We start from the raw sequence: 17,621 nt of genomic DNA on the forward strand, positions 1-17,621 counted from the left end.
GCGCTCGTCGCCGCGAGCCTCGGCGCTTGCGGTCGGCGCGGGCCTGTGGAGCTGCCGCCCGAAACGCAGGCGCGCGGGGCGATCCTGCGGGCGGAGGCGGAAGCGAGAGCGGCGCGCGGGGCGCCCCGGCCGGCGCCCGGCGCTCCCGAAACCTCTCTCCCGCCGCCCCCTATTCCGGGCACCATCGGCAATCGACCGCCGGCGCAATATCCCTTCCCGCTCGACCCGCTGCTGTAAGCCGATGCATCTTTTCGACTATCGAAACGGCGCGCTCCACGCCGAGGAGGTCGCCGTGGCGACGCTCGCCGATGAGGTGGGCACGCCCTTCTATTGCTATTCCGCGGCGACGATCCGGCGCCACTACAGGGTTTTTTCGCAGGCCTTCGCCGGTCTCGACGCGCTTGTCTGCTACGCCGTGAAGGCCAACTCCAATCAGGCCGTGCTGCGTCTCCTCGCACGCGAGGGCGCAGGAATGGACGTGGTCTCCGGCGGAGAGTTGGCGCGGGCGCTCGCCGCCGGCGTCGCGCCTGAAAAAATCACCTTTTCCGGCGTCGGCAAGACCCGTGAGGAGATCGCGGCGGCGCTTGACGCCGGAATCTTCTGTTTCAACGTCGAGTCCGAGCCCGAGCTCGAAGCCCTGTCGCAAGCGGCGGTCGCTCTCGGGCGTGCGGCGCGCGTGTCGCTCCGCGTCAATCCGGACGTCGACGCCCGCACCCATAAGAAGATTTCCACCGGCCTCGCCGAAAACAAATTCGGCGTGCCGCTGTCGCGGGCGCGGGAGGTTTACGCCTTCGCCGCCAAGCTCAAGGGAATCGAACTCGCCGGCGCCGACATGCATATCGGCTCCCAGCTCACCGACCTCGCGCCCTTTGACGAGGCCTTTTCGCTGCTCGCCGAACTCGTGCGCGACCTACGCGCCGACGGGCACGATATCTCGCATGTCGATCTCGGCGGCGGACTGGGAATTCCGTATCACGACGGCGACGATCCGCAGTCCTACCATCCCGAGAAATACGCCGAGATCGTGCGCCGACATTTCGGCGGGCTCGGCTGCAGACTGGTGCTGGAGCCGGGACGGCTCATCGTCGGCAACGCCGGCATACTCGTCACGCGCGTCATCTATGTGAAGCATGGCGACGCCAAGACCTTCGTGATCGTCGACGCCGGCATGAACGATCTTATCCGTCCGACGCTCTACGACGCCTGGCACGACATCATCCCGGTGCGCCAGAGCGCGGATCGGCAAAAGATCGTCGCCGACGTCGTCGGACCTGTCTGCGAGACGGGCGACTATCTTGCGCATGGACGCGAGATCGTCGAGCCGCGCGCCGGCGAATTGCTCTGCGTGCTGACGGCCGGCGCCTATGGCGCCGTGCAGTCGGGCGCCTACAACACAAGGCCTCTTATCCCGGAAGTCCTGGTTGACGGCGACCGCTTCGCGGTGATCCGTCCCCGTCCAAGCGTCGCCGCGCTCATTGCGCAGGATCATGTGCCGGCGTGGCTCTCGTAGCGCCGCTGAACGGGCCTATTGTTTGCGATCGAAAAAATTTACGAAATCATCCGTCGAGAGCGTCGCCACAATATTCGAATTATCGTCGAGAATTTCATAGAGCGGACCTTCACGATCATAGATGATGAACAACACGACGACGTCCTGATCGCCGCCGCCTTCTCGATGAGGCTCGTCCGCGGGCGCGCTCACGGTGTAACTGCCCGCCGGCCTGACGTCTTTGAGTTCGCCGTTCGCGTGATAGAGCCGATGTTCTCCCTGAATGACGAATGTCTTGTTGAGCGCGCAGTGTCGGTGAAGCACGATTCGCTGATTGGCCGAAAACTTGAACAGCACATGGAGGACGTTTCGATCGTCGATATCGAGGACCGAAAAAAGCAGATGGTCGATTCCATCGAGACGCTTCCATGGAATATTGCTGTCGTTGAAGGTAAACCGCGACATGATGCGCTCTCTCTCATCCGTGAAGGCGCGCCAATATGACAGTCGCCGCAGCGGCCCGAGAAGGACGCTGGCCTGAAGGGACTTGGGCAATTTCCCTGATCTCATCCCCAGAACACTGCGGCGGCGCGCGACAGCGTCACGCGCGACAATGGCAAGGCCTTGTATGGAATTTCGAATTGGGGCAGCCTTGAGCGCGGCCTGCCAGGAATATTAAAAAAAACCCGCTGAATCGTCCTTCGCTTTCCAATCCGCAGGGAGAAACGCTGATGTTGTTTGCGATCTATTATGAGATGACGCCCGAACGTCGCGACGAGGTTCTCAAGCGCTTTCAGAAATTCGGCGACGCCGCCCCAAAGGGTATGAAAGTCGTCGGAAACTGGCTTTCCGTCACGCTGCTCGAGGGCTGGAGCATCGTCGAAGCCAATGACATCGCTGACCTCGGCAAGCTTTTCCAGTCCTGGACAGACCTCAACGTCAACCACATCACGCCGGTCTTCGACGAAGACTCCGCGCATAGCTTTCTCTCGGCCAACAAGAAGTAACCGGCGCGACAGAGCGCGCCCGCTCGGGCGACGGCTACGAGAGGAAGGCCGCGACGCAGGGCGTCCAGCGGCCGCCGCTCAATAGGCCAAATCTCCATGAGCGCGGCGATACTCGCGATACCATTCGACGAGCGCCGCGACTCCCTCATCGAGCGACGTATGCGGGCGGTAGCCCGTGAGACGCTCAAGGAGGTCGGCGCTGGCGAATGTGCGCGGCACGTCGCCCGGCTGCATGTCGAGAAAGTTGCGTTTGGCCTTTTTGCCGAGAGTTCTTTCGATCGTCTCGATAAAGTCGAGAAGCTTCACCGGCGCGCCGCGACCGATATTGACGATGCGAAACGGGGCCACGGGCGACACGCTGTCATCGCCTGAATCGCGCTCGGGAACGCAGTCGATCAACCGCACGACGCCTTCTACAAGGTCTGCGACATAGGTGAAGTCTCGCGACATATCGCCATGATTATAGATGTCGATGACCCGGTCGTTCTCGATCGCGTCGACGAATTTCAACGGCGCCATGTCCGGTCGGCCCCATGGGCCGTATACGGTGAAGAAGCGAAACATCGTCGTCGGGATCGACCACAGATGCGCATAGGAATGCGCCATGGCTTCGCCGGCTTTTTTCGTCGCGGCGTAAAGGGTCAAAGGGAAATCGGTACGGTCGCTCTCATGGAAGGGCACGGTGGGGCTCGCGCCATAGACCGAGCTCGTCGAGGCGCACAAAAAATGGCGCGGCTTCAGCAGTCGCGCGATCTCCATGACGTTGAAGGCGCCCACCAAATTGGCGTCGACATAGGCGCGCGGATTTTGCAGCGAGTAGCGCACGCCCGCCTGCGCGGCGAGATGGATAATGACGTCCGGCGCGGCCTCTTCGGCGGCGCGGGTCAGCGCCTCCATGTCCTCAAGCATGGCGATCGTGTCGCGATAGCCGTTGGCGCGCAGTAGAATGGCGCGCCGCGCCTCCTTGAGACGAGGATCGTAATAGGGCGTCATGCCGTCGTAGCCATCGACCAGATGCCCGGCCTCTAACAGGCGCCTCGCCAAGTGGAAGCCGATGAAGCCTGCCGTACCGGTCACGAAGACGCGCATGAGCCGCCATATTCCCGCGTGATGAAAGCTTCGCCGTCATGGGCGAAGGCGACGCGGCTGTCAACGCGGCCGCGAGCGCCCTTCGCTTCCAGTCCCGCTAGCCATATGTTTTGACCTTGAACAGGAGAACCCGTCATGGTCGCCGCCTCTGGAGCCGACGCGCGAAAGACGATCCACCCGCTCTTTATCCGGGTGACGCATTGGGTGAACGCCTTCGCGATCTTCGTCATGGTGCTGAGCGGCTGGCGTATCTACAACGCCTCCCCGCCGTTTGGCTTCGAATTTCCGGCGGGTTTCACGCTCGGGGGCTGGCTCGCCGGCGCGCTCGCCTGGCATTTCGCGGCGATGTGGCTTTTGGCGCTCAACGGATTCGCTTATCTCGCTTACGGCTTGGTTTCGGGCCACTTCCGAAGAAGCTTTCTGCCGATCTCGCTCCGCGGCGCCCTCCATGATGTCCTAGTCGCCTGCCGAGGCCAACTCGATCATGCGCCCGGCCGCTACAACGCCGCACAGCGTCTGCTTTACATTGGCGTCATCCTCGCCGTGATCATCGCTATTCTTTCGGGCCTCGCGATCTGGAAGCCTGTGCAGCTCCAAGCGCTGACGGCGTTGATGGGCGGCTATGAGACGGCGCGACGCGTGCATTTCTTCGCCATGGCCGCGATCGTCGCTTTCCTTATCGTTCACATCGGACTCGCCGTGAGCGTCAAAGGCATGCTGGCGCCGATGTTCACCGGACGGGCGGAGGCGCCGAGATGAAGCCGCCTCGCCTGGTCAGCCTGAGAGGGGTTCGGCCGCAGATCGCGCGGATCGAACGCCGGCTCTTTCTCAAACAGGGCCTGTCGCTGGGCGCGCTGTCGCTCCTCTCAGGTTGCACCTTGAAGGACGACGACGCCGTCGATCGGCTGCTTTTCGCGATGTCGCGCTTCAACGACCGCGTTCAGGCGGCGCTTTTCGATCCCGCGCAGCTCGCGCCGACCTATTCCGAGGCGGATGTCACGACGCCTTTCCCCTTCAACGCCTATTACGAGGAAAAGGATATTCCTCGCATCGACGGCGAGGACTATCGGCTGCGGCTCTCGGGCCTTGTCGCCGATAAACGCCCCTGGAGCCTAAGCGAATTGCGCGCGCTGCCGCAGTCGAGCCAGATCACCCGCCTCGTCTGCGTCGAGGGTTGGAGCGCAATCGGCAAATGGCGCGGCGTCGCCTTGCGCCATTTTCTCGAACGGATCGGCGCCGATCTGACGGCGCGTTACGTCGGTTTCAAATGCGCCGACAAATATTATTCGAGCATCGACATGCCGAGCGCGCTGCATCCGCAAACGCTGCTCGCGCTCGATTTCACCGACGCCAAATACGGCTATCCGCTACGCCTGCGGCTTCCGACGAAACTCGGATTCAAAAATTCGAAGTTCATCGGCGAGATCTTTGTGACCAATGACTATCCGGGGGGCTACTGGGAGGACAAGGGCTATAATTGGTTCAGCGGCTCTTGACCGGGCGCCTCGGCAGGAAGATTCGTCTCGACTCTTTCTCGCCACTATATATGACTGTCCGTCACGCCCGGGCGGGTAGATGAGTCGGCGCCGAGGCTTCAAGCGAGGCATACATGACCAATCGTCGACCTTCCGTGAACGGCATTCTTGCCGCCGTTCTGTCGGGCAGCATCATTCCTATTCATGGCGCTCTCGCGCAAAAGAAGGCGCTCGCCGCGCCAAGCCCGGTCGTAAGGCTGCCTGGGATTTGGCCGGTCAAGATTGAATCCGCGCCCGAAGAGGCGATCGAGCGCGAAGAGTAGGAACCGCCCGACGGCGGTTGATCGACACGTCGACCTGGCGCAATTGCGGAGCCCAATCTACGCCGAATTTGGCGTCGTTTCGATTCAGAAATTATTCACCAGTCGGACCAACGACCTCAAACGGCGCGTTTTTGGTCATGAAATCATCGCAGCTCGGACTTGGGCGCGACTCAACATCATCACGGTTGTTGCGCCTGATGCCTGCGGGGCGGGCCGATTGATTCGGCGGGGGCTCTCACTTCGAGGGGACCATCCAGTGATGAATCAGCGACCCTGCGTGAACGGCATATTGGCTGCCGTGCTATCGGCAAGCTTCCTTCCCATTCAAGGCGCGCTCGCCAAGGAAGAAAGATCCGCGAACGCGCCCGGCGCCGCGAAACATGCGGCGAAGAAGCCGGCGAAGCCGCCAGCGCCGAAGCAGGATGCGAACAAACCGACGCCGGATGAGCAGGGAGGCGCGGGCGACAAGCAGTAGCGGGCGTCCTCGCGCACATCGCTAATAATCGACAGCAACAAGGTAAAGACCGTGCGGCGGCGCGACTTGTCCGCAGCGCGCACGGTCTTTCGCTAAAAGCGCCAGCGCCAGATCCTCGACGCGCCACTTGCCGCTGCCGACATGCTCCAACGAGCCCGCCATGGAGCGCACCTGATTGTGCAGGAAGGAGCGCGCCGAAGCGACGATCTCGATGCGCTCGCCATCGCGGCGCACGTCGAGACGCTCCAGCGTGCGCATCGGCGAATTCGCCTGGCATTCCGAAGCGCGAAAGGTCGTGAAGTCGTGACGACCCACGAGAGATTGCGCCGCTTCATGCATGGCTGGCACGTCGAGCGGCCGCTTGACGTGCCAGGCGCGCCCGAGGCTCAGCGCCAAAGGCGCGCGGCGATTGTCGATGACATAAAGATAATGGCGGCGGATCGCGGAAAAGCGCGCTTCGAAATCCTCGCCGACCGCGCGCGCGGCGAGCACCGCGATCGGGTCCGGCTTCAGATGCGCATTGATCGCGTCGCGCAGCCGATCGACGCGCCAATCGCGCGCAAGATCGACATGCGCCATCTGCCCCAGCGCATGCACGCCGGCGTCGGTGCGGCCCGCGCCATGAACGACGGCGCGCGCGCCGCCATTGATCGCGGCCACGGCCTCTTCGAGGCGCTGCTGCACGGAGACGCCATTCGCCTGCCGCTGCCAGCCGACGAAAGGCCCGCCGTCATATTCGATCGTCAACGCGAAGCGGGGCACGGCGAGATGTCGGAGCCTGTTTCGAATTTCGAGTTTTTCATGAACGGAACACTCAGACACTCTATTCGTGCGGCTCTAGCAAACGCGAAACGCACGCGACAAATCGCGCAGCGCTCTCGATCGCTTGACCGGCCTCAGATAGGCTGACGCCCACGTCGTCGCCAATTGCATAGTCGGCCATGGCCTTGAGATTGTATGCGCGCGCCAAAAAAGCGGCGAAGCTTCTATCAATGCGCGGGTCTTCCTTGGCGAGGCGCGCGAATTCGCTGCGAACGCCATTGTGACTTTTCGCGGCCTTGCCCGTGCGTTCGAAAATGAATGCCTGCGCAGCGTGATAGGCGGCGCCTCGGCAAGATCGTTCGCGAGGACGATCCGCGCCTCCTTCAATGCCTGTTGCGCTTTGACGAGATATGCGAAAGTTTCGGGCTGCGTCACAGATCGACGCCATCGCGCCGAAGCTCCTGCATGAGCGGCGTGCGAGCTCCATAGTCTCCGGCCGAAAAGGGCAGCGCGTTGATGACGGCGCCGGTGTCATAAAGGATGTCGGTCTCGATCTCGGCGAGGCGCCCGCTTTCTTGCCAGAAGCTCTCCTGCTCTCTCAGGAAAACCGCGACGTCGTAATCAGAATCAGGCCGCGCGTCTCCACGCGCCCGCGAGCCAAACAAAACCGCGCGCTCCAACCGCTCGCCATAGGTCCGGGCGAGCGCCGCGCGGAATCGTGCGAGAATCGGATCGACAGGTGCCGGCTTCGTCATGCGTTGAGCCTGCCATAACCACACTGAATTTCACACCGGATTTCTGGGGCAGTGGATCGATGAGCATGCGGGCGCATTATGGAGCGTCCCCTCCGCCCCGATCGCGATGGACCAGCACAGAGCCAAGCCCGAGTTTTCTTCCGCGCAAAAACTCCTCAATCCCCATTTCGCCCTTGCCGGCGCGTTGCACGCGCAGCAGCCGCAGCGCGCCAGCGCCGCAGGCGATGAGGCCGGCGTCATCGAGCGCGGCGCCTGGCGGCCCCGCTCCCTCCTCGACCCGCGCGCGCAAAACCTTCACGCGCTCCTTGCCATGGCCGAGATCGGCTTCGAAAAAAGCGCCTGGAAAGGGCGAGAGGCCGCGCACGAGATCATGGAGGTCTTGCGCCGATCGGCGCCAATCGAGCCGCGCTTCAGCCTTCTCGATCTTTTGCGCATAGCAGGCGCCGTCTTCGGGCTGCGGCGTGAAGCGCAGTTCGCCTTTCGCCAGCAGATCGAGGGCCTGCGCCATCAACGGCGCGCCGAGTTCCGCGAGACGATCATGCAGCTCGCCCGCCGTCATCTCGGCCCCGATCGGCGTTTTCGCCGTCAGCGCGACGGGGCCGGTATCGAGACCCGCCTCCATCTTCATCACCATGACGCCGCTCTCGGCGTCGCCCGCCATGATCGCGCGCTGAATCGGCGCGGCGCCGCGCCAACGCGGCAGCAGCGACCCGTGCAGGTTGAGGCAGCCATATCGCGGCGCGTCGAGGATCGGCTGAGGCAGCAGCAGCCCGTAGGCGGCGACGACGGCGACGTCGGCGTCAAGCGCGGCGAAGTCCGCCTGCGTCTCGGCGCTTTTCAGGCTTTTGGGCGTGCGGACGGGAAGGCCGAAGCTCTCGGCCAAGAGGTGGACGGCGGACTTTTTCTCCGCCATGCCGCGTCCGGCCGGTCGCGGCGGCTGCGTATAGACCGCCGCGATCTCATGGCCGCGAGAAATGATTTCCTTGAGCAGGCGGGCTGCGAAGTCCGGCGTGCCCATGAAGACGACGCGCATTCTGTCGCGCAATCGTCAGGCTCCGGCTTGTTCCGACTGACGCTCCGTGGCGGCGCGATGCTGGGCGGCGATCTCGTCGTGGCGCGCCGCTTTGTTGAACTTCTTGACGACGCGCTCGCGCTTTAAGCGCGACAGATGGTCGATGAAGAGCCCGCCTTCGAGGTGATCCAGCTCATGCTGCACCACGGTCGCGAGCAGCCCTTCGGCGTCGAATTCCTGGATCGCGCTGTCCCGGTCGAGATGACGCACACGCACCCGCGCCGGCCGCTTCACGTCCTCGAAATAGTCGGGCACGGACAGGCAGCCTTCCTGATAGACGCTTAATTCCTCCGACGCCCAGATGATTTCCGGGTTGATGAGGAAGAGCGGCGAACGCGTCTCCTCGGTCTTGCCGACATCGACGACGACGATGCGCTTGGCCACAGCGACCTGGATCGCCGCGAGGCCGACGCCGGGCGCCTCGTACATGGTCTCCAGCATGTCGTCGAGCAGACGCCGCACCTCCGCGTCGACACGGTCGACAGGTTCGGAAATCTTTCGCAGCAGCGGATCCGGAAGGGTGATGATCGGCAGAATGGCCATTGTGTTTCGCCGTGGCTCTTTGCGTTTCCATGAGATAGGCGCGACCGGCGCGTCCGTCAAATCGAAAGGGAGCCGCGCGTCTTTGCCTCGGCGCCAAAGGCGGCTAACATGCACGGGCAAAAATAATCGCCGCCGCGCGGAGCGGCGCGCCACGCTGGAGAGCGCGCGCCATGTCTTTGCTGATTTTTCTGGGCCTCGTCGCCGCCGTCGGCTTCTGGCTGGTCAGCGTTTACAACGGCCTCGTGTCGTTGCGCCAGCGCGGCAAGCAGGCCTTTTCCGACGTCAATGTGCAGCTCAAGCAGCGGCATGATCTCGTGCCCAATCTGGTCGAGACGGTCAAGGGCTACGCCGCCCATGAGAAAAGCACGCTTGATGACGTGGTGAAGGCGCGCAACGCCGCCGTCGCGGCGCAGGGCCCGGCGCAGATAGGGGCGGCCGAGGGCGCGCTGACTGGCGCGCTCTCGCGGCTGATCGCGCTGTCGGAAGCCTATCCGGATCTGAAGGCGAACCAAAATTTCCAGCAGCTGCAGAGCGAGCTGTCAGACATCGAAAACAAGATTTCCGCGGCGCGGCGCTTCCTCAACAATACCGTCGCCGAATACAACGCCACGCGGGAGGGCTTTCCCGGTTTCCTTATCGCGCAGCGCTTCGGCTTCGAGCCGCTCGACTATTTCGAGTTGGACGAAGCGCAGCAGCGGGCGATCGAGACCCCGCCGAAGGTGCAGTTCTAGGCGCGCGAACGAAAGCGCCGCTCTTTCCAAAGGATCGCGGCCAACTTTTAGAGTAGCGCCTCTCCGGCGATCAGGAACACCATGTTCAAAGCCTACGGCCTTTATTCCCACATTCGCGCCAACGAACTGCGCTCAGCCTTCCTGCTCGCGGGCTTCGTCGTTCTGCTTCTTGCGCTGATGTTCTCCTTCGCGCTGCTGATCGAGGCGATGAGCGCGCGGCCCGGCGCCCCTTTCGACTACATTTTGGCGCTCGCGGTGGATGATCTGAAACGCGGCTGGCCGATCGGCGTCATCGCGGCGGGCGTCTGGTTCGTCATCGCCTATCTCTTCCATCAGAAGATGATCGACTTCGCCACCGGGGCCGCGAACCTATCGCGCGCCGAATCGCCCCGCGTTTACAATCTGCTCGAAAATCTCTGCATCTCCCGCGGCGTGCCGATTCCCGCCCTGCAGCTCATTGAGAGCGACGCGCTCAACGCCTACGCTTCCGGGCTCAAAGAGGGGGAGTACAAAATCGCGGTGACCCGTGGTCTGACGCGCTATCTGACCGACGCCGAGCTTGAGGCGGTCCTCGCGCATGAACTGACGCACATTCGAAACCGCGACGTTCAGCTCCTCGTGATCGCCGTGATCTTCGCCGGCATTTTCGCCTTCGTCGCCGATCTGACGATCCGACGTTGGGATTTTCCTTTCGGCTTCTCGCCACATCGCCCCGAAAGCGACAATGGCCGAAGAGGCAATGGCGGCGCGGCCCTCGCCATTCTCATCGCCCTGTTCATCATCGCGCTGAGCTGGGGCGCCTCGGTGCTGATCCGCTTCGCCCTGTCGCGTTCGCGCGAGTTCCTTGCCGACGCCGGCAGCGTCGAGCTGACGAAGAACCCCGACGCGATGATCTCGGCGCTGCGCAAGATCGAAGCGCATGCGGCGATTCCGAACATGCCCTCGCGCATGCAGTATTTCTTCATCGAAACGCCGGCGGTGCATCCGGAGTTCGGCTGGCTTGCGACCCATCCGAGCGTCGACGCGCGTGTCGCGGCCCTCGTCGAATTCGGCGGCGGCCGGGACGTGTCGGTCGCCGCGTTAGGAGAAGAGTGCGAGGCGATCGATGCGCCGCGCGAGGACGAGGCCGCCTTCCTGCCCAAGGACGGACGCCATCCGCTCTGGCCGCCGCGCGGCCCCTGGGGCAGCGCCAGGCGCTGAGCAGCGCGCGACTCGCGGGCTCTCGAAGCGAAGCTTCAAGAGCGCCGTCTTTTCGGCGACGCCGCTCTCGGCCATACAATCCAGCGGCCCAATGACGCCCGTCTGTGCGCCGACTCCTCGAAGAGCCTTAGCGTCTTGCCGGCCAAATTCGACGCTGCCGCATCGCTCGTTCTTCGGAGAAGATTGCGCTTCGTAATTACAATAAATACAAAGTAACAATATCTGTCATTACATATATTCCAAAATATATGAATTTTATGACCAATAGATTTGCGCTATACACTGGTCATCAGCAGCGTGTGCTTAGGTGAGAGCGGCTCGTTGGGCTTTTCTTGGCTTAACCGCTGACTTCATCGTCCAATTCGCGGAAGAGGCGCGGGCATGAGCATCACGGTCATCTTCGGTTCCGACGGCGGCGCGACGAAAGGGGTTGCTTCAAAAATTTCAAAGAAGTGCCAGGGGCGGTCCGTGGACATCAAGGACGCCACGACCGACGACTTCGAAAATTGCCATCTGTTGATCCTGGGTTCGCCGACCTATGGCGACGGCACTTTGCAGACGGATTGGGAAGAGAACATCGACAAGCTGCGCAGCGCCAATCTGAAGGGCAAAAAAGTCGCCCTATTCGGCACTGGCGACCAGCAGACCTATCCGCTCTCCTTCGTGGACGCGATGGGCATCCTCTATGACGAGGTATCGGCGCTCGGGGCCCAGGTGATCGGCTTCACCGAGACCTCTGGCTATGACTATGTCGGCTCCAGCGCAGAGCGGGATGGCAAGTTCGTGGGCCTCGCCCTCGACCAGGACACCCAGTCCGGCAAGACCGAAAAAAGAGTGACCGCATGGCTGAGCCAGTTACTTTGATCGACGAAGGCGCTCCGCCCCTGTCGTCGCCGCGCTGTCGCTGCGCCGATGCTGCGCCGGTGCTGCGGCTCTTTCATCACAACATCTACGAATATGGGCGGGGCGTTCGCGGCTTGTTTCTGATGACCCTTAGCCGTCAAGAACTGGAATTGACGCTCGGCAAGTTGGAACGGCAAGGCATCCATCACTTCGTCCAGGAGCTCAATCTGGTCAAGGTGAACCTCTTCTTTGGCCGGCCCGCCTTCGTCGCCGTGGCGCGTGCGATCGTCACGCGGCCGCTGAACGCGCTCACGCCAGAGGAAGACTTCATGCTTGGCACGTTGCTCGGCTACGATCGCGAGCAGCAGTGCCGCCGCTTTCTCACGCGTTCGGGCCGGGGCATGCCGGAGGAGCTGCCTCTGGCGGCCGAATGATGGGACTGGGTCGGCGCCAGGCCAATCAGCCGGCCGCGCTGAAGGGCGCCTGAGCGACCCGCGCCTTCAAAAATTCGATCGCTTTCGCCCGCGAGTCTCGCGCTTCGGGGAGAAAACTCATCAGCTGCCAGGCGTGCGGCACGCAAGGCCAGATCTCGAGCTGCGCGTCGACACCCGCCTGCCGCGCGCGCGCGACGAGCCGCGTCGAATCATCTCTCAGCGCTTCGTCCGCGCCGACGTGAACGAGCATCGGCGGCAGCCGGGAGAGATCGGCGTAGATCGGCGACGCAAGTGGATTTCTGCCGCTTTGGCGTCCCAGCACGGCGCGGGCGCCGAGCAGAATGTCCTTGCGCGTGAACAGGGGATCACGATTTTCATTCTCGCGCATCGAGGCGCCGGTCGCAGTGAGATCGACCCAGGGCGAGGACAGCGCCGCGGCGAGGGGCTGCCGCAAGCCTTCCTCGCGAATGCGCAGCATCAGCGAGACCGCGAGCCCGCCGCCGGCCGAATCGCCGACGATGACGAAGGGTCCCGGCCGCGCCTCGGTGAAGGTCCGATAGGCGCGCAAGACATCTTCGAGCGCGGCGGGAAAAACATGCTCCGGGGCGAGCCGATAGGCTGGCGCGAAGACGTCGAAGCCCGCGCGCGCGAATGCGCGCGAAGCATAGCGAAAAAGCCGCGGCGACCCGATGAGGAAGGCGCCGCCGTGGAGATAGAACAGCGTCGCAATCGCGCTGCCTGAAGCAGGAGTCCAATCGCCCGGAATCTGTGTCGCGAAAGGCGCACGTCGTTCGGGAGACAGCGTCTCGACGAGCCGCTGGACGCCGCGCAAAGGCGCCGTCAACGCTAAGATGCGCGGCTTAACGAAACGGCGAAGGAAGGCGACGGTCCGCCGCGTCGCCGCGCTCGCGCCGCCGGCGCTCATTTTACGGCGGTCGGCTTCGCCGGCGCGGACGCGCTCGAGAGATAATCGAGCGAGGGATCGTTCAACCCCGCTTCGCGCGACTTGTCGCGCCATTCGCGCGCCTCGGCGAGATTGGCCTCGACCCCGAGGCCTTCGGCGAGGATATGGGCGAGACGGTTTTGCGCCACGGCGTTGCCCTTCGCCGCCGCTTTGCGAAACCATTGCGCGGCGGCGGCGCGGTCGCGCGGCGCGCCGACGCCATTGAACTGGAGAACGGCGAACTCGACCATCGCCGGCGCGAAGTCCAGCTCGGCCCCGCGCCTGAACCACTCCGCGGCTTCGCGCTCGTCCTTGGGAACGCCTCTGCCGGTCTTGTAGAGCACGCCAAGCGCGTAAAGCGAATCCGCGTTCCCCTTCGCCGCGGCGCGGCGGAAATAGTCAGACGCTCTGCCGAAGTCAGACGACGCGCCCTCATTTTCGAGGGCGAGTTCCCCAATCAGATGGAGGGCGGCGGGATGATCCTGCGCCGCGGCCTTTTCCAGATAGGCGCGGGCGACGGCGCGGTTCTTCGGCGCGCCGGCGCCATTGAGCGCCGCAGCGCCGTAAAGATAGGCCGCTTCCTTATCGCCGGCGTCGGCGCCCCGCTTGAACCACTCCATCGCGGTCGAGAGGTCGCGCCCCACGCCCGCGCCTTCGAGGTAAAGCTGACCGATAAGGGTGAGCGCGGCCGCGTCCTTCGGATTGGCGGCGATGCGCTTCTTCGCTTCCTTCATCGCGACCAGATAATCCCCGCGCTGATAGGCGCCGAAGGCGAAGTCGGGCGCGGGCGGCGCATCATTGGCGGCCCGGGCGGCAGGCGCGAGAAAGAGCATGCAACTTGCGATAATCGCCGTCATTGCGAGCGGAGCGAAGCGATCCAGCAGGCATCGTTCGGCTCCTGGATTGCTTCGGCGCGGTGCGCCTCGCAATGACGCGTCCCTTTCCGGACGATGGGGACGGCTTTGAGTCATGCGGCTGCTCCCTTAAGCCTCGCCTGCGCATCCGCCACCGCCGCCGCCGGTCCGCGCGCGTCGCTCCAGACGGCGTCGTCGAGCTGCACGAAGTCGGCGCCCGCCTGTACGAGCGAGGCGACATCGTCGAGCGATTCCGCGCGAGCGACGCAGGGCGTGTTGAAAAGCTCCGCCCACCAGGCGACTCGCTCAATGAGCGCTTCGCGGTCAAGATCCGCAAACATCACATAGTCGGCGCTTAACTCGCCCGCGCGCATGGCGTCGTCGCGCGTCTCGATATCTCCGGCGCCGACGATATAGCGCGGCGAGAGTTTCTTGATCGCGTCGGCAAGCGCTTCGCCGCAGCCGGCGACATGAACGCCATCGGCGCCGGCGCGCAGCGCGACATTGGGCGCAGCGGCGACAAGAACCGCGACGCCTTTATCCTGCGCGGCGGGCGCCAAAGCGCGCACGATCGCTTCCTGGCCGCGTTCGTCGGCATCGGCGAAACGAATGAGCAGGCTCGCGACGTCGCCCGCCGCGAGCGCCTCGTTGAGCGCGGGCGCGAAAGCCGCCGCGTCGGCAAGCGGCGGGGTCGCGAGATAGAGTCGCGGCGAAATATCGTTCATTTGTCCTTCAATCTGTCGAGCCAGACTTGCGCGGCGGCGCGCACATTGTCGGGCGCCGTTCCACCGAAGCTCCTGCGGCTTTGCACCGACTTCTCGACGCCGAGCACGTCGCAAACATCGGCGTTGATGCGCGGTTCGACGCTCCGCATCTCCTCGAGCGTCAAATCCTCAAGACCAACCCCGCGCGCTTCAGCGAGCGCGACGATGCGGCCAGTGACGTGGTGCGCCTCGCGAAACGGCAGCGACAGCGCCCGCACCAGCCAGTCGGCAAGGTCGGTCGCGGTAGCGTAGCCCGCGCCTGCCGCGGCCTTCATCCGCGCGCGATCGACGCGCATGTCGCGGACCATGCCGGCGATGGCGGCGATGCAGAGCGATAAGGTATCGAGCGCGTCGAAGGCGCCTTCCTTATCCTCCTGCATGTCCTTCGAATAGGCGAGCGGCAGGCCCTTCATGACGACGAGCAGCGCGACCAGCGCGCCGATGACGCGGCCCGATTTGCCGCGCGCGAGTTCGGCGGCGTCGGGATTGCGCTTCTGCGGCATGATCGACGAGCCGGTCGTGAATTTATCGGACAGCGCGATGAAGCCGAATTGCGGCGTCGTCCACAGCACGATCTCTTCGGCGAAGCGCGATAGATGCGTGGCGCAGATCGCCGCCGCGCTCAACGTCTCCAGAACGAAGTCGCGATCGGAGACGCTGTCCAGCGAATTCGCCGTGGGCCGATCGAAGCCGAGCGCGCGCGCCGTCATCGCGCGGTCGATCGGAAAGCTCGTCCCGGCGAGCGCGGCTGCGCCGAGCGGACATTCGTTCAGGCGCGCGCGGGCGTCGCGAAGACGTCCGCGATCACGGGCGATCATTTCGACATAGGCGAGGAGATGATGGCCGAGCGTCACCGGCTGCGCCGATTGCAGATGCGTGAAGCCGGGCATGACGCTTGCCGCCTCTTCCCGCGCACGGGTCGCCAGCGCGAGCTGCAGATCGACGAGTTCGACATCCAGCGCGTCGATCTGATCGCGGATAAAGAGGCGAAAATCAGTCGCCACCTGATCGTTGCGCGAGCGCGCCGTGTGCAGTCGCCCCGCCGTCGGCCCGATCAGCTCGGCAAGGCGCGACTCGACGTTCATGTGAATGTCTTCGAGCGCGCGCGAAAAATCGAAGCGCTCATTCTCGATTTCCGCTTTGACTCGCTCCAATCCATCGGCGATCTTCGCCGCGTCGTCGCGCGACACGATCCCTGTTTCGCCGAGCATGGCGACATGGGCGAGCGAGCCGCGGACGTCCTGCAGACCGAGGCGCTTATCGAAGTCGATCGAGACGTTGATCGCCTCCAGAACCGCGTCGGTTGCGCTTTTGAAGCGTCCGCCCCATATCTTGCTCGTCATTTTTAACCTCGGAGCCTAAGCCTCATGGCCAAACCGCCACCGCCCCCGCGATCTTTCCTACTTGTCGTGAAGGCGGCCTCGATAACCATCGCGGCAAGCGTGGCGTTTCTATACGTGATCGGCAGCATGGGCGGCAAGAAACCGCCTGCACGCGCGGTGGATGAAGGCGCTCCCGCAGGCGCGGCCGATCAGAGCGCCGCTCCGGCGGCCGAGGTCAACGCGGCCTGCACGACGTCGGCCAAGATCGCGGCCGCTCTGAAAGATCTCGCCAAGGGCGAAGTCGCGGCGATGACGATCGCGACAAAGCCGGAGCCGATGCCGGACTACGCCTTCGACGGACCCGATGGCGCGCCGGTTTCGCTCGCTTCCTTCAAGGGCAAGACGACGCTCCTCAATGTCTGGGCGACCTGGTGCGTGCCCTGCCGCGCCGAGATGCCGGCGCTCGACAGGCTGCAAGAGGCCTTCGCCGGACAGAATTTCCAGGTCGTCGCCGTCAATGTCGATACGACCCGTCTTGAAAGGGCGAAGGCGTTTCTCGCTGAAACCGGCGTCAAGTCGCTGACCTATTACGGCGACCCAAAGGCCAACCTCTTCTATGAGATGAAGCAATCGGGCAAAGCGCTGGGTCTCCCCACTACGGCGCTGATCGGCGCTGACGGCTGCCAGATTGGGCTGATGAACGGTCCCGCCGCCTGGGACAGCGCGGACGCCAAGGCGCTGATCTCCCGCGCGCTCGACACGCCCTCGAATTAATCGCGCAGCCGGCGTCCCTCTAGCAGCCGAGCGCTCTAGCTTTGCGATCGAGGCTGGCGGCATCTGTTTTTTCAAAAGGGAGATCGGCGAATGCATGTTTCGATTGAACAGGCGGACAGAGCGATCGCCGCAGCGCGGCGGAAGGCCATCGAACTCGGCACTCAGATGTGCATCGCCGTCGTCGATTCCGGCGGCGTCCTAAAGGCGTTCGAGCGGATGGACGACGCCTGGGTCGGCAGCATCGACATCGCGATGAAAAAGGCGAAGACCGCCGTCTTCTTCGGCATGCCGACCGGGCAGATCGGCAAGCTGTCGCAACCGGGCGGACCGCTCTACGGCATCGAGCATTCGAATGACGGGCTCATCACCTTTCCCGGCGGACTCCCCATCGTCGACGCTGACGGCGTGATGATCGGCGCCATCGGCGTCAGCGGTTCGGCCGTGGAGAATGACCATGCGGTCGCCCAGGCGGGCGTCGAGACGCTCGGCGTTTGGGACCTTCCCGAGCATCCCTGGCGCACCTGAACCGCGCTCCTAGAGCAGGTTCCGAAAAAGTTGACAGACTTTTTCGATGAGAACCTGCTCCAACACTGATTGAGCGATTCCTTATCGATCACATGATTCCATGTGATCGGGAAGCGCTCTAGTGCGGCTTTTTCTTAGGCTTTTTCCGCTTGGCGCCGGGCTCCGTCGTTGCGCGCGGCGTCGCCCGCTGGTCGGACGGAGCCGCGGCCGGCGGCGAAGGCTGCGCCGGCGGGGCGGCCTC

General features: G+C 63.8%; 24 protein-coding genes. 13 read left to right on the forward strand and 11 right to left on the reverse strand.

All coding sequences use genetic code 11. The annotated features are described in order from the left end of the window. On the forward strand, positions 1–237 hold a 237-nt coding region (locus NEI07_RS11970; RefSeq protein ID WP_256034813.1), incomplete at its 5' end, for a hypothetical protein. Positions 238–241: 4 nt separating this feature from the next. After that, a complete protein-coding gene (gene lysA, locus NEI07_RS11975) occupies positions 242–1,510 on the forward strand; it encodes a diaminopimelate decarboxylase (RefSeq protein WP_256034814.1) in 1,269 nt (422 codons plus the stop codon). A 15-nt stretch (positions 1,511–1,525) separates the two neighbouring features. Here lysA and NEI07_RS11980 read toward each other — a convergent pair whose 3' ends face one another. Then, on the reverse strand, positions 1,526–1,954 hold the full coding sequence (locus NEI07_RS11980) for a cupin domain-containing protein (RefSeq protein WP_256034816.1): 429 nt from the start codon (positions 1,952–1,954) through the stop codon (positions 1,526–1,528). Between the two features lie 266 nt (positions 1,955–2,220). Here NEI07_RS11980 and NEI07_RS11985 point away from each other — a divergent pair, with 266 nt between their 5' ends. Continuing rightward, the gene (locus NEI07_RS11985; protein WP_124739391.1) at positions 2,221–2,496 is read left to right on the forward strand and encodes a DUF3303 domain-containing protein; all 276 of its coding nucleotides are present in this window, start codon (positions 2,221–2,223) and stop codon (positions 2,494–2,496) included. Positions 2,497–2,574: 78 nt separating this feature from the next. Here NEI07_RS11985 and NEI07_RS11990 read toward each other — a convergent pair whose 3' ends face one another. After that, complete coding sequence (locus tag NEI07_RS11990) at positions 2,575–3,585, reverse strand: NAD-dependent epimerase/dehydratase family protein (RefSeq protein WP_256034818.1); 1,011 nt, start codon at positions 3,583–3,585, stop codon at positions 2,575–2,577. Between the two features lie 135 nt (positions 3,586–3,720). Here NEI07_RS11990 and NEI07_RS11995 point away from each other — a divergent pair, with 135 nt between their 5' ends. From NEI07_RS11995 to NEI07_RS12010, 4 genes are all read left to right on the forward strand, one after another. Further along, positions 3,721–4,344 carry a cytochrome b/b6 domain-containing protein gene (locus NEI07_RS11995; RefSeq protein ID WP_256034820.1) on the forward strand — a complete coding sequence of 208 codons (624 nt, stop codon included), beginning with the start codon at positions 3,721–3,723 and terminating at the stop codon, positions 4,342–4,344. Next, complete coding sequence (locus NEI07_RS12000) at positions 4,341–5,081, forward strand: molybdopterin-dependent oxidoreductase (RefSeq protein WP_256034822.1); 741 nt, start codon at positions 4,341–4,343, stop codon at positions 5,079–5,081. Before NEI07_RS11995 ends, NEI07_RS12000 begins: the two co-directional genes overlap by 4 nt. A gap of 113 nt (positions 5,082–5,194) precedes the next feature. After that, entirely contained in the window at positions 5,195–5,383 is a 189-nt protein-coding gene (locus NEI07_RS12005) for a hypothetical protein (protein WP_256034825.1), read from the forward strand. Positions 5,384–5,642: 259 nt separating this feature from the next. After that, positions 5,643–5,858 carry a hypothetical protein gene (locus NEI07_RS12010; protein WP_256034827.1) on the forward strand — a complete coding sequence of 72 codons (216 nt, stop codon included), beginning with the start codon at positions 5,643–5,645 and terminating at the stop codon, positions 5,856–5,858. A gap of 21 nt (positions 5,859–5,879) precedes the next feature. Here NEI07_RS12010 and truA read toward each other — a convergent pair whose 3' ends face one another. From truA to def, 5 genes are all read right to left on the reverse strand, one after another. After that, a complete protein-coding gene (truA, locus tag NEI07_RS12015) occupies positions 5,880–6,620 on the reverse strand; it encodes a tRNA pseudouridine(38-40) synthase TruA (RefSeq protein WP_256034830.1) in 741 nt (246 codons plus the stop codon). A gap of 61 nt (positions 6,621–6,681) precedes the next feature. Then, positions 6,682–7,155, reverse strand: coding sequence for a HEPN domain-containing protein (locus NEI07_RS19750; RefSeq protein ID WP_407659893.1), 474 nt, complete (start codon positions 7,153–7,155; stop codon positions 6,682–6,684). Further along, on the reverse strand, positions 7,052–7,375 hold the full coding sequence (locus tag NEI07_RS12020) for a nucleotidyltransferase domain-containing protein (RefSeq protein WP_256034832.1): 324 nt from the start codon (positions 7,373–7,375) through the stop codon (positions 7,052–7,054). The genes NEI07_RS19750 and NEI07_RS12020 overlap by 104 nt, the downstream gene beginning before the upstream one ends. A gap of 76 nt (positions 7,376–7,451) precedes the next feature. Further along, a complete protein-coding gene (gene fmt / locus NEI07_RS12025) occupies positions 7,452–8,408 on the reverse strand; it encodes a methionyl-tRNA formyltransferase (protein WP_256034853.1) in 957 nt (318 codons plus the stop codon). A 15-nt stretch (positions 8,409–8,423) separates the two neighbouring features. Next, positions 8,424–8,990 carry a peptide deformylase gene (gene def, locus NEI07_RS12030; RefSeq protein WP_123177323.1) on the reverse strand — a complete coding sequence of 189 codons (567 nt, stop codon included), beginning with the start codon at positions 8,988–8,990 and terminating at the stop codon, positions 8,424–8,426. A gap of 170 nt (positions 8,991–9,160) precedes the next feature. On the opposite strand from def, the gene NEI07_RS12035 reads away from it, so the two are divergent. From NEI07_RS12035 to NEI07_RS12050, 4 genes are all read left to right on the forward strand, one after another. Beyond that, positions 9,161–9,721: a LemA family protein gene (locus tag NEI07_RS12035; RefSeq protein ID WP_256034834.1), complete on the forward strand. Its 561-nt coding sequence runs from the start codon at positions 9,161–9,163 to the stop codon at positions 9,719–9,721. 81 nt (positions 9,722–9,802) lie between these two features. Further along, positions 9,803–10,921, forward strand: a complete 1,119-nt coding sequence (locus NEI07_RS12040; protein WP_256034837.1) for a M48 family metallopeptidase — start codon at positions 9,803–9,805, stop codon at positions 10,919–10,921. Positions 10,922–11,302: 381 nt separating this feature from the next. Next, complete coding sequence (gene fldA / locus NEI07_RS12045) at positions 11,303–11,785, forward strand: flavodoxin FldA (RefSeq protein WP_256034838.1); 483 nt, start codon at positions 11,303–11,305, stop codon at positions 11,783–11,785. Continuing rightward, the gene (locus tag NEI07_RS12050) at positions 11,782–12,198 is read left to right on the forward strand and encodes a DUF2023 family protein (RefSeq protein ID WP_256034839.1); all 417 of its coding nucleotides are present in this window, start codon (positions 11,782–11,784) and stop codon (positions 12,196–12,198) included. Before fldA ends, NEI07_RS12050 begins: the two co-directional genes overlap by 4 nt. Positions 12,199–12,223: 25 nt before the next feature. Here NEI07_RS12050 and NEI07_RS12055 read toward each other — a convergent pair whose 3' ends face one another. The 4 genes from NEI07_RS12055 to argH form a co-directional block, all read right to left on the reverse strand. Then, positions 12,224–13,123 carry an alpha/beta hydrolase gene (locus tag NEI07_RS12055; protein ID WP_256034840.1) on the reverse strand — a complete coding sequence of 300 codons (900 nt, stop codon included), beginning with the start codon at positions 13,121–13,123 and terminating at the stop codon, positions 12,224–12,226. Continuing rightward, a complete protein-coding gene (locus tag NEI07_RS12060) occupies positions 13,120–13,998 on the reverse strand; it encodes a tetratricopeptide repeat protein (RefSeq protein ID WP_256034841.1) in 879 nt (292 codons plus the stop codon). Before NEI07_RS12060 ends, NEI07_RS12055 begins: the two co-directional genes overlap by 4 nt. 110 nt (positions 13,999–14,108) lie before the next feature. Then, positions 14,109–14,720: a thiamine phosphate synthase gene (locus tag NEI07_RS12065; RefSeq protein WP_256034843.1), complete on the reverse strand. Its 612-nt coding sequence runs from the start codon at positions 14,718–14,720 to the stop codon at positions 14,109–14,111. Beyond that, entirely contained in the window at positions 14,717–16,102 is a 1,386-nt protein-coding gene (gene argH / locus NEI07_RS12070; protein ID WP_256034846.1) for an argininosuccinate lyase, read from the reverse strand. Before argH ends, NEI07_RS12065 begins: the two co-directional genes overlap by 4 nt. 24 nt (positions 16,103–16,126) lie before the next feature. Here argH and tlpA point away from each other — a divergent pair, with 24 nt between their 5' ends. Further along, positions 16,127–16,855, forward strand: coding sequence for a thiol:disulfide interchange protein TlpA (tlpA, locus tag NEI07_RS12075; protein ID WP_256034849.1), 729 nt, complete (start codon positions 16,127–16,129; stop codon positions 16,853–16,855). Positions 16,856–16,945: 90 nt separating this feature from the next. Next, entirely contained in the window at positions 16,946–17,380 is a 435-nt protein-coding gene (locus tag NEI07_RS12080) for a GlcG/HbpS family heme-binding protein (protein WP_256034850.1), read from the forward strand. The last annotated feature ends 241 nt before the right edge of the window (positions 17,381–17,621 follow it).

It is taken from the genome of Methylocystis suflitae, from assembly GCF_024448135.1.
Classification (GTDB): domain Bacteria; phylum Pseudomonadota; class Alphaproteobacteria; order Rhizobiales; family Beijerinckiaceae; genus Methylocystis; species Methylocystis suflitae.